Annotated in this window: 11 protein-coding genes; 6 read left to right on the top strand and 5 right to left on the bottom strand. The window is 32.6% G+C overall.

What is annotated here, in order from left to right:
* Positions 1 to 37 precede the first annotated feature (37 nt).
* Positions 38 to 931, bottom strand: coding sequence for a glycosyl hydrolase family 18 protein (locus ACYEKI_RS12250; protein WP_459211483.1), 894 nt, complete (start codon positions 929 to 931; stop codon positions 38 to 40).
* Positions 932 to 1,488: 557 nt separating this feature from the next.
* On the opposite strand from ACYEKI_RS12250, the gene lacZ reads away from it, so the two are divergent.
* Genes lacZ through galK form a run of 4 tightly spaced genes read left to right on the top strand, consistent with a single transcriptional unit; the run spans position 1,489 to position 7,862 of the window.
* Positions 1,489 to 4,620 (top strand): beta-galactosidase, LacZ type, encoded by a 3,132-nt coding sequence (gene lacZ / locus ACYEKI_RS12245; protein WP_459211482.1) that lies wholly within the window; start codon positions 1,489 to 1,491, stop codon positions 4,618 to 4,620.
* A gap of 8 nt (positions 4,621 to 4,628) precedes the next feature.
* Entirely contained in the window at positions 4,629 to 6,218 is a 1,590-nt protein-coding gene (locus ACYEKI_RS12240) for a solute:sodium symporter family transporter (protein ID WP_459211481.1), read from the top strand.
* An 11-nt stretch (positions 6,219 to 6,229) separates the two neighbouring features.
* Positions 6,230 to 6,691, top strand: a complete 462-nt coding sequence (locus ACYEKI_RS12235; protein ID WP_459211480.1) for a GNAT family N-acetyltransferase — start codon at positions 6,230 to 6,232, stop codon at positions 6,689 to 6,691.
* Between the two features lie 19 nt (positions 6,692 to 6,710).
* Positions 6,711 to 7,862: a galactokinase gene (gene galK, locus ACYEKI_RS12230; protein WP_459211479.1), complete on the top strand. Its 1,152-nt coding sequence runs from the start codon at positions 6,711 to 6,713 to the stop codon at positions 7,860 to 7,862.
* 24 nt (positions 7,863 to 7,886) lie between these two features.
* On the opposite strand, the gene ACYEKI_RS12225 is transcribed toward galK, so the two are convergent.
* Complete coding sequence (locus ACYEKI_RS12225; RefSeq protein WP_459211478.1) at positions 7,887 to 8,357, bottom strand: Lrp/AsnC ligand binding domain-containing protein; 471 nt, start codon at positions 8,355 to 8,357, stop codon at positions 7,887 to 7,889.
* Positions 8,358 to 8,450: 93 nt separating this feature from the next.
* On the bottom strand, positions 8,451 to 9,821 hold the full coding sequence (locus ACYEKI_RS12220) for a saccharopine dehydrogenase family protein (RefSeq protein WP_459211477.1): 1,371 nt from the start codon (positions 9,819 to 9,821) through the stop codon (positions 8,451 to 8,453).
* 75 nt (positions 9,822 to 9,896) lie between these two features.
* Here ACYEKI_RS12220 and ACYEKI_RS12215 point away from each other — a divergent pair, with 75 nt between their 5' ends.
* Together ACYEKI_RS12215 and pckA are read left to right on the top strand one after the other, a co-directional pair.
* A complete protein-coding gene (locus ACYEKI_RS12215) occupies positions 9,897 to 10,280 on the top strand; it encodes a DUF423 domain-containing protein (protein WP_459211476.1) in 384 nt (127 codons plus the stop codon).
* Positions 10,281 to 10,349: 69 nt separating this feature from the next.
* Complete coding sequence (gene pckA / locus ACYEKI_RS12210) at positions 10,350 to 11,909, top strand: phosphoenolpyruvate carboxykinase (ATP) (protein WP_459211475.1); 1,560 nt, start codon at positions 10,350 to 10,352, stop codon at positions 11,907 to 11,909.
* Positions 11,910 to 11,988: 79 nt separating this feature from the next.
* On the opposite strand, the gene ACYEKI_RS12205 is transcribed toward pckA, so the two are convergent.
* Together ACYEKI_RS12205 and ACYEKI_RS12200 are read right to left on the bottom strand one after the other, a co-directional pair.
* The gene (locus tag ACYEKI_RS12205) at positions 11,989 to 12,732 is read right to left on the bottom strand and encodes a uroporphyrinogen-III synthase (RefSeq protein WP_459211474.1); all 744 of its coding nucleotides are present in this window, start codon (positions 12,730 to 12,732) and stop codon (positions 11,989 to 11,991) included.
* A gap of 27 nt (positions 12,733 to 12,759) precedes the next feature.
* Positions 12,760 to 13,413: a DUF4271 domain-containing protein gene (locus ACYEKI_RS12200; RefSeq protein ID WP_459211473.1), complete on the bottom strand. Its 654-nt coding sequence runs from the start codon at positions 13,411 to 13,413 to the stop codon at positions 12,760 to 12,762.
* Between the last annotated feature and the right edge of the window lie 85 nt (positions 13,414 to 13,498).

Below are 13,498 nucleotides of genomic sequence, written 5' to 3'. Positions count from 1 at the left end.
AGAGGAGTAAACCAATGCAAGTTTACTCCTTTTGCTTTTAAGAAACAGAAGAAACTGTTGTATTAGTAATAACAGACTGCATAGCATTTAAAAACTTAAAGCCGTTTCTTTCATCTAGATGTATAGACCAAGTCATAGCACCACCATATTGAGGATCATTCATTATAGAACGATATTGATCTTGCATAAGTTGATAGATATCTTTATTAGCATCATCACCATGATAAATACTATAGTCACCAGCAGCAATTTTACTAGCAGGTTCACCTATGGCAAATAAAGTTTGGCTAGGAATACTTTTTTTTAGATTGTCGAAAGCTACAGCGATAAAAGCAACATCTTTTTCTGTATATGACTGTAATCTAGGCCAAGGATTATTATAAGCTTGCACAAATAAATAATCAAAATAGTTATTTTGTATAGCTTGATTATAAATTTGATAATTTCCTGTAGAAACCAAGATTAGATCAGATTCATGAGGTCCTTGATTGATTTGAGGAGCAGCAGTAAGTGTAAAAGAAGAATCGATAGCTTTGATAGCAGCACAAAGCGCATTTAAATAATCCCCATCAGTTTCAATTTCAATATCAAAATCAACACCAGTAAACCCTAAATCTTTGCAATAAGTAACTAGTGCTTCGGCAAGTGCTTCTGGAGTTGCATTATGGGGATTATAGGTATTGTTTTCACCACCACCAACAGAAAACAAAAGTTCTTGAGCTCCAGCTTGTTTAGCTTTGGCTAAATCTTCTTTTAATAATTCAATAGTCGGTGAAGGATTAAATGTATTATCATAAATACCAATATCAGTACCAGTGATAGTACCAAAAGCCATTGCAATTCCTGTATATCCTTTTTGAGCAGCTTCTGTAAAAGTAAGCGTATTGGGAGCCCAGCTTTCTAGGTATCCCATTAATAATGGTTTTTTCATGGATTTGATTTTTTAAGATTAATACCATTACTCAATTGAAATTACCGCATTAAAATTGTTCTTTACGCATTTTACTTCAAAATAAAATACCACAGTAGCTATTACTTCGACTTTGCTCAGTACAGGTGCTATGCTTTTATTTTCTTTTTTGTAAAACCTCAAAAATCTTCAATTTTTCTATTCCGTATTTTCAAATAAGAAATGGTATAACAACAATAAAAGAATAATTTAATATCAATTTAAAATAGTTAAAACCTATTAAAGTAAGATTAACTAAAGTTTAAAAATCTGACTAGGAGTATATAGTATTGATATAACCGTCAAAAAGTATAAGTTTATCCGTGAAGCAAAAAAAAGCTATAAAAGAACTACTTTTTCCTTTGAAAAGAAATACAAGTCTTATTTGTTTTTACTATTTTGGAAGAATTAAAGGCTATAGTGATGATAAAATAGTATCAGTATTTATAACTATTGAAAATACCAGAATAGAAAAGGAACATAGTTTTTAAGGCGACAACACAATCATGATAAACTACTAATACTTAAAACCAAAGCTTGTGAGACCAATATTTTTCATTTTAGGGGTATTTGTTATGCTATGGAGTTGCTCACCCCAAGAGTTGACACCAATAGCAGAACAAGTTAATCATGAAAATCATAAGATTTTTGAAGAACATAAACTGCCACCAAGAGCAACTTTTTTTGCAACAGAATCAGATAGCATAAAAAAAAGAGCCGACTCACGAAGGTTTATAAACTTAAATGGAGGATGGAAATTTAATTGGGTTAAAAATCCAAAAGATAGACCTACTACATTTCATCATAAAAGTTATGATGATACACAATGGAATACTATAGCAGTACCTGCAAATTGGGAAGTAGAAGGATATGGTAAACCAATATATCTAGATGAACGTTACCCTTTTACTACACAATGGCCTAATGCTCCCAAAGAATATAATCCCGTAGGAACATATAGAAAAATAGTAGTATTAAATGATGAGTTTTTAAATGAAGAGGTAATCCTCAAGTTTGCAGGCGCAAAATCGGCTATGTATGTATACATTAATGGTAAATATGTTGGATATTCACAAGGAAGTAAAACACCAGCCGAATTTAATATTACACCTTATGTTACAGAAGGAGAAAACTTGATTGCGCTACAAATGTATAGATGGAGTGATGCTAGTTATCTAGAAAGTCAGGACATGTTGCGTATGAGTGGTATAGAAAGAGACGTGTTCTTATACACAAGGCCCAAGGGACATATAGCCGATTATGAAACCAAAACAACATTAGATGATACTTATACTCAAGGTATTTTTAACGGAACTGTATGGATAAAAAACGAAGGAAAAGGAAATATAAAAAGAAAAATAAGATTAAAGATAAAAGATCAAGAACAAGTACTTTATGATCAAATTGAAGAGGTTGAGGTGAGTAAAGAAACGACTCAAGCTGTTTCATTTAAAACAACTATAGCTAATGTAAAAGCTTGGAGTGCAGAAACTCCCTATTTATATACAGTAGCTATAGAATTAGAGGATGAAGAAGAACTTCTTAATAGCGAATTTGTAGAACGACCATTAGGCTTTAAACGTGTAGAAATAAAAAACAGTCAAGTTTTAATTAATGGTAAAGCCATTTATATACGAGGCGTAGATCGTCATGAAACAGATCCATTTACAGGACATGTAGTATCTCATGCATCAATGGAAAAAGATATCCAATTGATGAAAGAGCATAATATTAATGCTGTACGTAGTTCGCATTACCCTAATGATCCGTATTGGTTAGATTTATGTGATCGATATGGATTATATGTTGTAGACGAAGCTAATATAGAAAGTCATCCATTGGCTATAGACGAGAAAACACAAATAGGAAATGAGATGTCGTGGTTACCAGCACATATGATGCGTACAGAGCGTATGTATTATAGAGATCGTAATCATCCATCAATATACAGTTGGTCATTAGGAAACGAAGCTGGAGAAGGTGAAATATTCAAAACAACGTATGCATGGTTGAAAAAGCAAGATGATAACAGGATAGTACAGTACGAACCCGCAGGTAAAGAAGCCTATACAGACTTGTATTGTCCTATGTACCCTAAACCAGAATATCTAATTAAGCATGCAACTTCAGGATCTGATAAACCATCGATTATGATTGAATATTGTCATGCGATGGGGAATTCTGTAGGGAATTTACAGGATTATTGGGATATTATAGAGCAATATCCTAATCTTCAAGGAGGATTTATTTGGGATTGGGTAGATCAAAGTTTAGAATACAAAGATGAAAACGGAAAACCATATTTAGCTTATGGACATGATTATCATCCAGACCTACCTACCGATGGAAATTTCTTAAATAATGGATTGGTAGACCCTTATCGTAAACCTCATCCACATTTATCTGAGGTGAAGAAAGTATATCAACCAGCAAAATTTACTTATGAAGGAAACGGAATAGTAAAGATTATCAATAAACATTTCTTTACAGATTTTTCAAATCAAGAGCTTTCGTGGAAACTTCTTGAAGATGGAGCAGTAGTAAGAAAAGGTGAAATTGAACAGTTTAATGCCCAACCTCAAAGTTCGGAAACAGTAGTTTTAACCAAAGAACTACAAGAATTAAGAAGTGATGCAGAGTATATTTTGGAAGTAACTCTTCAACAGAAGGAAGTTTCAGGAATACTTAAAAAAGGGCATGAAATAGCATGGGAACAATTTGTTATTCAGAAAGCACAGAAGATTGATGATACTAGATTGGTGCCAAATGATTTAAAGATAAAAACCATAGGCGATAGTATAAAAATTTATAATAAAGATGTGGCTTTTGTAATAAGCGATAATAATGGAGAAATCCTTTCGTGGAAACATTTTAATAAAACCATTACAAATCAGCCTATTCGACCTAATTTTTGGAGACCACCTACAGATAATGATTTGGGTAATGGAATGGATAAATGGGCGAAAATTTGGCAAGATGTTACGTATACTCATACAGCAAGGCTAATACATAAACCAGAAAAAAGAGGAATAGGAGTTCGTTTTAGTGTAGCGTATGCCTTAGATAAAATAGCAGAAGTTGTTGTAGATTATACACTTACAGCTAATGGGGTTTTGGAAGTTAATTATAAGTTGAATCCAATAGCAAAAGAAATCCCTAATATACCTAGAATCGGAATGTATTTAACATTACCAGAAACCTACAAAAGTGTATATTGGTACGGAAAAGGACCTCAAGAAAGTTATTGGGATCGAAAAACAGGTACCAAGATAGGAGTGTATGAAGGAGCTGTGGCAGATCAGTTTCATCGTTATTCTAGACCACAAGAAACAGGGAATAAGACAGATGTACGCTGGATGAAAGTTAAAGGAGATTTGATGTTAACAGTAACAGCTAATCAATTAATAAACGCGAGTGTATGGCCATTTAAAATGGAAGTTTTGGATTTTATATCAGGTAAAGACGGAAGCGCATCAGCTTCAGGTTTAGTACCAGTAACCAAAAAACATGATGCAGATATAACGATAGGAGATACAGTGCAGTGGAATATAGATTTACAGCAAATGGGAGTAGGAGGAGATACTTCTTGGGGAAGATTAGTGCATGAAGAATATACGATAAAACCAAAAACGTATAATTATACTTTTAGAATTAAACCAACTAAACTTTAAATTAACTTATGCAATTTGTATCATTTTTAGGCTTCACATTAGTAGTCGCAATTATTTCTTACATAGCCAGTAGGACAACCAATGAATCCTCTTCAGATGGATATTTTCTTGGAGGAAGAAGTTTAACCGGAGTAGTAATTGCAGGGTCTTTATTATTAACCAATTTATCGACAGAGCAAATAGTAGGACTTAACGGAGCGGCATTTAAAGAAGGAATATTGGTAATGGCATGGGAAACTCTAGCTGCTATAGCCATGGTAGTTACCGCCGTATTTTTATTACCACGATACCTTAAAGGAGGATTGACTACTGTACCACAATTCTTAGAACGTAGATATGATAAAATGACAAAAACAATAACGTCGGGATTGTTTTTAACAGGATATGTAGTCGTATTATTACCTATAGTACTATATTCTGGGGCATTGGCAATTAATACCATGTTTGATGTACCTACTTTATTAGGCGTTTCAGAAACAAGTGCATTATGGATTACAGTATGGGGAATAGGAATTATAGGTTCTATTTATGCCGTATTTGGAGGATTAAAAGCTGTAGCAGTATCAGATACTATCAATGCTGTAGGGTTATTGATAGGAGGATTGTTGATTCCTATTTTTGGATTGATGGCGATAGGAGATGGTAGTATAGGAGATGGATTAACAACATTGATGCAAACCAATCCAGATAAATTTAAGTCTCTGGGAGATAAAGCAGCATCAGTACCATTTTCTACGATATTTACAGGAATGATGCTAGTACAATTGTTTTATTGGGGAACGAATCAGGCAATTATTCAACGTGCACTAGGAGCAAAGAATTTACAAGAAGGTCAAAAAGGATTATTATTAGCTTCTTTTATAAAGATTTTAGGACCACTAATTGTAGTATTACCAGGGGTAATTGCATTTCATATGTTTGGAGATACATTAGAAAATCCAGATCAAGCATATCCTACTTTAGTAACCAGAGTATTACCATTAGGATTAGTAGGCTTTTTTGCAGCAGTATTATTTGGAGCAATTTTGAGTTCGTTTAACTCAGCTTTAAATAGCTCAGTAACCTTATTTGGGATAGATATTTATCAATCGTATATCAACCAAGAAGCGTCAGAAAAAGAAGTTGTAAAAGCAGGAAAGACATTTGGAATCATATTAGCGATATTATCTATGTGTATCGCACCATTAATTGCTAATGCACCAGATGGATTATTTGGATATCTACAAGAGGTAAATGGATGTTATAGTATTCCTATTTTAACGATCATAGTAGTAGGATACTTAACAAAATATGTACCTGCAATTGCTGCAAAAATCGGAATCATTTCTGGAGTAGTATTGTATAGTATAAGTCAATTTGTATTAGCACCAATGGTGAAAGAAAATGGAGGAGAATACCCTCACTTTTTACATGTTATGGCAATCCTATTTGTATTAAATGTGTTGATCATGTTGTTGATAGGAAAGCTACAACCAAGGAAAGAAGCTTATGTACAAAAATATACAGAGCAAGTTGATATCACACCATGGAAATATCTAAACGTGGTAGGTATCGGAATTTGTGTTATTGTAATCGGAATTTATATCTATTTTGCATAAGATAAAAAGATATGTATACTACAAGAAAAGCCACACCAGAAGATCTACCTGTTTTATTAGCATTTGAACAGGGAATTGTTGAAGCAGAACGCCCTTTTGATACTACATTAAAAGAAGAGAAGATCAGTTATTATGATTTGTTAGAACTTGTAGAAGAAGAAACAAGCGAAGTTTATGTAGTAACATATAAAGAAGAAATTATAGCTTCGGGCTATGTAAAAATACTCGAAGCTAAACCTTTTTTAAAACATAAAACCTATGGCTTTTTAGGTTTTATGTTTGTTAAAGATGCTCATAGAGGAAAAGGTATAAATAAGCTTATTATTAATGTTTTATGCGATTGGTGTAAAGCACGAGATATACATGAAATTAGATTGGATGTATATGATCAAAATGAATCTGCAATAAAAGCATATGAGAAAGCTGGTTTTGAAAAACATATTACCACGATGCGTTTGCATATGGAATCATAAAGGTAAATAGCCGTCAATTATGGATAAACAGCTTTTACATACAATAAAAGAGCATTTTGTAGATGCGTATAAAAAAGAACCTGTATTAATAGCATCGCCAGGACGTATTAATTTGATAGGAGAACATACCGATTATAACAATGGGTTTGTATTACCGGCAGCGATAGATAAAATAACAGTAGTAGCAGGGCAAAAGAATGGTACTACCGTATGTAACTGTATAGCAATTGACCTAAACGAAAAAGTTACCTTTGAGATCAATCAAGACAAAGAATTAATACAGGGACATTGGAGTAACTATATCATAGGTGTTTTAGGAGAATTACAAAAGATAGATTGTAAGATAGGAGGAATAGATATTGCGTTTGGAGGAAATATTCCTTTAGGAGCAGGGTTGTCTTCTTCTGCAGCTTTGGAGAATGGTATAGTAGCCTTGTGCAATGAATTATTTGAATTAGGTTTATCCAAAGAAGAGATGATTCAAATTTCGCAAAAAGCAGAGCATCATTACGTAGGAGTTCAATGTGGTATTATGGATCAATACGCTAGTATGTTTGGAAAAGAAGATACAGCGATTCTACTGGATTGTAAAACTCTAGAAGCAAAAATATATCCTATAGCTTTTAAAGATTATGAGTTACTATTAATCAATACAAATGTAAAACATAGTCTAGCAGATTCTGCCTATAATGACCGTAGAGCGACTTGCGAAGCTATTGCAAATCGTTTAGGAAAAACATCACTGCGAGAAGTAAGTAAAAAAGAATTAGCAACTTTAATTTCAGAAATTACTACAGCTGATTATGAAAAAGCAGTATATGTATTAGAAGAAAATGAACGAGTACTCAGTGCTACTCAGGCATTAGATAATGATGATATGATTACTTTCGGAAAATTGATGTATGCATCTCATCAAGGATTGAAAGAACAATATCAAGTGAGTTGTCCAGAATTAGATACTTTAATAGATAAAGCAAAAACATATCCAGAAATTTTAGGAGCGCGTATGATGGGCGGAGGTTTTGGTGGTTGTACTATTAATTTAATTCATAAAAATCACGTAGCACGTATAGTAAAAGAAATAACTACAGCGTATAAAATGATTTATGGTAGTGAATGTGAAGTATATAGAGTACCCATAGGAAATGGAACACAGCAAGTATTTTTATAATAGTATAACAAAATCAATTGAAATCTAAAGTTGGATTTGACGGTCGATTTGTTGATCTAATGAGATAAAAGTCTCTGTACGAGAAACACCTTCTATAGCCTGAATATTCTTATTTAAAACATGCATTAGATGTTCGTTGTCACGACATAGAATTTTGATAAAAATAGACCAATTACCTGTAGTATAATGACATTCAATAACCTCTGGAATGTCTTTTAATTGCTTTACAGCTAAAGGGTTGCTTACCGCTTTATCTAGATAAACACCAACAAAAGCCATGGTTTTATAGCCTAATATTTTGGGGTTTATAATAAATTTTGAACCAGAAATAAGCCCAGAAGCTTCAAGTTTACGTAAACGCTGATGAATGGCAGCTCCAGAAATTCCTATTTTCCTTGCGATTTCAAGAATAGGTTTTCTAGCATTATCCATAAGATTACGTAATATTTCTTTATCAATACCATCTATTTTTAAATCTGAATTGGCATTTTTCATAAGAGATAAGCTTAAAAAAAGTAACGGTTTGAAATCAAAAATACAATAGTAATTTCAAACCGTTATCAATATAATGTTATTAATAATCAAATATTATCCTTTAACACCTTCTGGATTATATCCTAAATATTCACATTCTTTTTCTTTAAAAATAATATCATACTCTTCTAATTCTTTAAGAATAGGTTCGTAGATATTTTTTGTAATAGGTATTTGTACTCCAGGAGCATTAATATCTCCATTAAGAATTTTTAAAGTAGCCATAGCTACAGGAAGACCAACTGTTTTTGCCATAGAAGTATAAGTTTGATCTTCACCTATACTAACCATAGTGGCATCAATTTGCTTTTTCTCTCCATTGATTTCGTATCCAAATTTATGATACATTACAATCATATCTTTATCCTCTGGAGCAAGAGACCATTTTTCTACCAATATCTTTTGTAAAGCCTGAGCAGGAGTTGCATTAGGAATCCCAATCTTTTTATTTGAATTAAATAAATCGAGTTCTAGAAGCTTATCCCACATAATATCATCTTGATCTATTCTTAATGCATGGCGTAGTTTTAGCTCAACAGAATCGGTAGGGGAGTATGGTAAAAAAGAATTTACAAAATCACGATAACTCATATGTTCAGAGTTATCAATAGTGTAATCATCATCAGTCATTCCTAATTGAACAAAAGTATTCCAAGCTCTAGAGAAACCTATTCTACGTATAGTACCACGATAAAGTGTAAGTACATCTTCGAGACCATAAATGTTTTGATATTTCAAAGAATCACGGTTAGCATAAGCTTCAAAACGTCCATAACCATCAACCTCAAGAAACTCAGTTCTTCTGAAAAGCTTATTATAAGGAATGTATTTATAGGTTCCTTCTTGCAAGAATTTTGCAGCACTACCTTGTCCAGCAACAACTACATTTCTAGGATTCCAAGTAAATTTATAGTTCCATAAGTTAGTATCACTTTCTGGAGCAACAAGACCACCAGTAAAAGATTCAAAAAGTAACATTTTTCCTCCTTGTTCTTTAATACGGTCAATAACTTGCATTGCACTCATATGATCAATCCCAGGATCGACACCTATTTCATTCATAAATGTTAATCCTTTAGCTTTAGCTTCTTCATCCAGTGCTTGCATTTCTTTACTAACATAAGAAGCGGTAACCATAGATTTGTTAAACTTTAAACAATCTTTAGCTACATTAATATGAAACCTAGCAGGAAGCATAGAGACAACTATATCTGCATCTTGAATTGCACTTTCACGAGAATTTTGATCAAAAACATCTAAGGCAATAGCTTTAGTATTAAGGTGATCTGCTTGCAATTTTTTTGCATTCTCATAAGAAACATCACCTATAGTTATATGTAGATTTTCTGAGATAGATTTATTTTGAAAATATCGAATTAAAACAGCGGTAGACTTACCTGCTCCGATGACTAATATCTTTCGCATCTGTTGTATTTTTTGGTAAATTTGCGACCAATTTAGGAATATATTGAGAATCTCCTTCTATAAAAATTAAAAATAATGGATAGAAAAATATTAATTACAGGAGCAATAGCAGGATTGTTTGCTGTTATTCTAGGAGCATATGGAGCACACGGATTAGAAAAATTTGTAGATACAGATAGTATAACTTCTTTTGTTACAGGAGTAAGGTATCAAATGTATCACGCAATCGTTATAGTAATGTTGGGTATGATGAACATGATTGATCCAGATTTAAAAAAGAAGATATATTATTTCTTTTTGTCAGGAATCCTACTTTTTTCAGGTTCTATATATCTACTAGTAACGGATCAAATTTTTGGAATAGACTTATCAAGTATAGGTTTTATAACACCTATAGGAGGATTACTATTAATTATAGGTTGGATTTTCATGATAATTTCTTTTATGAAGATTAAATAAGTTTTTTGATGGTTGGTGTGCTAATAATTTATAGTTTTGTGGGTATAGAATAAACACAACACTATATCTATGGAATCATTGTATCCAGAAACGAAAACGTTTTCGTTGACAGACTATGGCATTCAAAACGCAAAGATGCGTTATCAAATGTCTCCTGAGGCGCTTCAGGAAGAAGTATTGAAAAAAAACCAAGGGCAGCTTACAGATTCAGGGACATTAGCGGTTCGTACAGGAGAATTTACAGGGCGTTCCCCAATGGATCGATTTATTGTAAAGGATGAGATCACCAAAGATAAAATATGGTGGGGAGATATCAATATACCTTTTGAAGAAGAGGCGTTTGATGCACTTTATGATAAAGTAACAGCATACTTATCAGACAAAGAATTATATGTAAGAGATAGTTATGCATGTGCAGATGAGAATTATCGCTTAAATATTAGAGTGATTAATGAGTATCCTTGGTCAAATATGTTTGCATACAATATGTTCTTGAGGCCAGAAGCTTCAGAATTAGCAAACTTTAGCCCAGACTGGTTGATTGTAAATGCACCTGGGTTTATGGCAAATGCAGCCGAAGATAAAACACGTCAACATAACTTTGCAATCTTAAACTTTTCTAAAAAGATAGCTTTAATAGGAGGAACAGGATATACAGGAGAAATCAAAAAAGGTATTTTTTCTGCGTTAAACTTTATTCTACCTGTAGAGCGTAATTGTTTACCGATGCACTGTTCTGCAAATGAAGGGCAAAATGGGAATACAGCATTATTCTTTGGACTATCTGGAACAGGAAAGACTACATTATCGACAGATCCTAATAGAAAACTTATTGGAGATGATGAGCATGCTTGGACAGAGGAGAACACTGTGTTTAACTTTGAAGGAGGATGTTATGCAAAAGTAATTGACTTATCTGCAGAGAAAGAACCAGAGATTTATAATGCGATTAAATCAGGAGCTTTACTAGAAAATGTGATTATTGATGAAAAAGGAAAAGTGGACTACCACGATACTTCTATAACACAGAATACACGTGTTAGTTATCCTATTTATCATATAGAAAATATTAAGCAGCCTAGTAAAGGAACTACAGTAGATAATATCTTTTTCTTAACAGCAGATGCTTTTGGTGTATTACCTCCAATCTCAAGATTGACAGAAGAGCAGGCTTCATATCATTTTATAAGTGGATATACAGCAAAAGTTGCCGGTACAGAAGCAGGAGTAAATGAACCATTACCGAGTTTCTCTGCATGTTTTGGAGCACCATTTATGCCATTACATCCAAAAGAATATGGAAATATGCTTAAGGATAAGATAAGAAAGACTGGAGCAAAAGTATGGTTGGTTAACACTGGATGGACTGGAGGTCCTTATGGAGTGGGTAGTCGTATGAAGCTTAAATATACTAGAGCGATGATTAATGCAGCTTTAAATGGAGATTTGGATAATGTAGAATACGGTACTAATGAGATTTTCGGATTAAAAGTACCTAAAACTTGTCCTAATGTACCATCTGAAGTATTAGATGCTAGAGAAACATGGGCAGACAAAGAAGCTTATGATAAAAAAGCAGAAGGATTAGTAGCTTCGTTTAAGAAAAACTATGAACAATTTGAAGGATAATAATCCTTGATTGTAATAAATAAAATAGGCTCGATTATATATCGAGCCTATTTTATTTTGTTGAAAAAGTAAATAAGAATTACTTATTTACTTTTTCAATATATTTTTTAAGAGCCATTGTCATAGAAGGAGTCTCTGGAGTTGGTGCTTGAATGTTGCAAACCAAACCATGCTCTTCTGCGGCTTTAATTGTAGAGTTTCCAAAAACAGCTATACGCGTATTATTTTGTTTAAAATCAGGGAAATTCTCAAATAAAGACTTAATACCTGATGGACTAAAGAATACTAATACATCATAAAATACATTTCTCAAATCAGAAAGATCACTCACTACGGTTTTGTAGAAAGTAGCTTGTTTCCATTGTACTTTAAGGTCATCTAAAGTATTAGGAATTAATGGCTTTAACTGATCTGATGACGGTAATAAAAACTTCTCGTTTTTATACTTCTTGATTAGAGGCGATAACTCAGGGAATGTACGTTTTCCTACATAGATCTTTCGTTTTCTGTATACAACATACTTCTGTAAATAATAAGCTACAGCTTCACTTTGGCAGAAATATTTTAATGTATCCGGAATCTTATAGCGCATTTCTTCTGCAATTCTAAAGAAATGGTCTACAGCATTACGACTTGTAAGGATGATGGCCGTATATTGGGAAAGATCAATTTTTTGAAGTCTAACCTCTTTTGCGTCAACGCCCTCTACATGAATAAACGGTACAAAATCAATTTTTACCCGTTGCTTTTCTACAAGCTCATGGTATGGTGAATTTTCTACTTTAGGTTCCGGTTGAGAAACCAAAATTGTTTTCACTTTCATATGTAATTCTTTTGTAAAGTTCCTGTTTTATAATGTAATTAGTTTATACAGTATAAAATAGGGTGCGATTTCAAGTGTGCAAAGATATAAAATAAAATAAAACAAGTTGCTATAAATAGCATTTTCCTGCTTCTTATATATTGAAAACAATGCAACGCAATTTAAAAAAACTAGTAGAAAAAATAAAATTAATAGTACTAAACTTGAAGGACTAAAGGTATATACTAGAAATAAATTAATAAATAATAAAAATAGACCTAGATAATTGCGATAACTTAATTTCTGAAAAACATATTCTTGAATCAAATCTTCTATAGAAAAAATTGTAGCGATAATATATTCTATGAGCAATTTAACAAGAATAAAAAGCATATAACCCACCGCAATTTGAACAAAGAGCAAAAAGCCTTTGGTCTCGGTTTGCCAATCAAATGTTTGATAAGCAATATAAATAAACAACGCAGCCGATACTATTTGTATAAAGACCAAAAGGGCGCTAAATAGCATATTGCTTTTGTTGTGTTTTTGAAGTGTAATATATTTTGAACTACTCACTAAAGTCAAGAAATCAAAAAAGCGCACAACATTTAACAATCGCAAAATCACTAATAGCGATAAGCAAAAAATAAAGATTAATGCAATCCAATCTGTAGTTACAATATGTCTGGTAATAATTTCCATAAATATAAAGAGAGGGTAAAATTACAAGAACTTAAAAGATTTAGAAAGAAAGTTGTATAAATATGCTTAATAATAGAAAAGTTTT

The organism is Aquimarina rhabdastrellae (assembly GCA_947387485.1).
In the GTDB taxonomy this organism is placed as follows: Bacteria; Bacteroidota; Bacteroidia; order Flavobacteriales; family Flavobacteriaceae; genus Aquimarina.
Note: the sequence above shows the minus strand (reverse complement) of the source record. Positions and strands in the feature narration are given on the sequence as shown.

Excerpts from the sequence above, each read along its gene's own strand:
- ACYEKI_RS12250 (WP_459211483.1), bottom strand. The coding sequence starts at position 931 with ATGAAAAAACCATTATTAATGGGATACCTAGAAAGCTGGGCTCCCAAT.
- ACYEKI_RS12240 (WP_459211481.1), top strand. The coding sequence starts at position 4,629 with ATGCAATTTGTATCATTTTTAGGCTTCACATTAGTAGTCGCAATTATT.
- ACYEKI_RS12235 (WP_459211480.1), top strand. The coding sequence starts at position 6,230 with ATGTATACTACAAGAAAAGCCACACCAGAAGATCTACCTGTTTTATTA.
- galK (WP_459211479.1), top strand. The coding sequence starts at position 6,711 with ATGGATAAACAGCTTTTACATACAATAAAAGAGCATTTTGTAGATGCG.
- ACYEKI_RS12225 (WP_459211478.1), bottom strand. The coding sequence starts at position 8,357 with ATGAAAAATGCCAATTCAGATTTAAAAATAGATGGTATTGATAAAGAA.
- ACYEKI_RS12220 (WP_459211477.1), bottom strand. The coding sequence starts at position 9,821 with ATGCGAAAGATATTAGTCATCGGAGCAGGTAAGTCTACCGCTGTTTTA.
- ACYEKI_RS12215 (WP_459211476.1), top strand. The coding sequence starts at position 9,897 with ATGGATAGAAAAATATTAATTACAGGAGCAATAGCAGGATTGTTTGCT.
- pckA (WP_459211475.1), top strand. The coding sequence starts at position 10,350 with ATGGAATCATTGTATCCAGAAACGAAAACGTTTTCGTTGACAGACTAT.
- ACYEKI_RS12205 (WP_459211474.1), bottom strand. The coding sequence starts at position 12,732 with ATGAAAGTGAAAACAATTTTGGTTTCTCAACCGGAACCTAAAGTAGAA.
- ACYEKI_RS12200 (WP_459211473.1), bottom strand. The coding sequence starts at position 13,413 with ATGGAAATTATTACCAGACATATTGTAACTACAGATTGGATTGCATTA.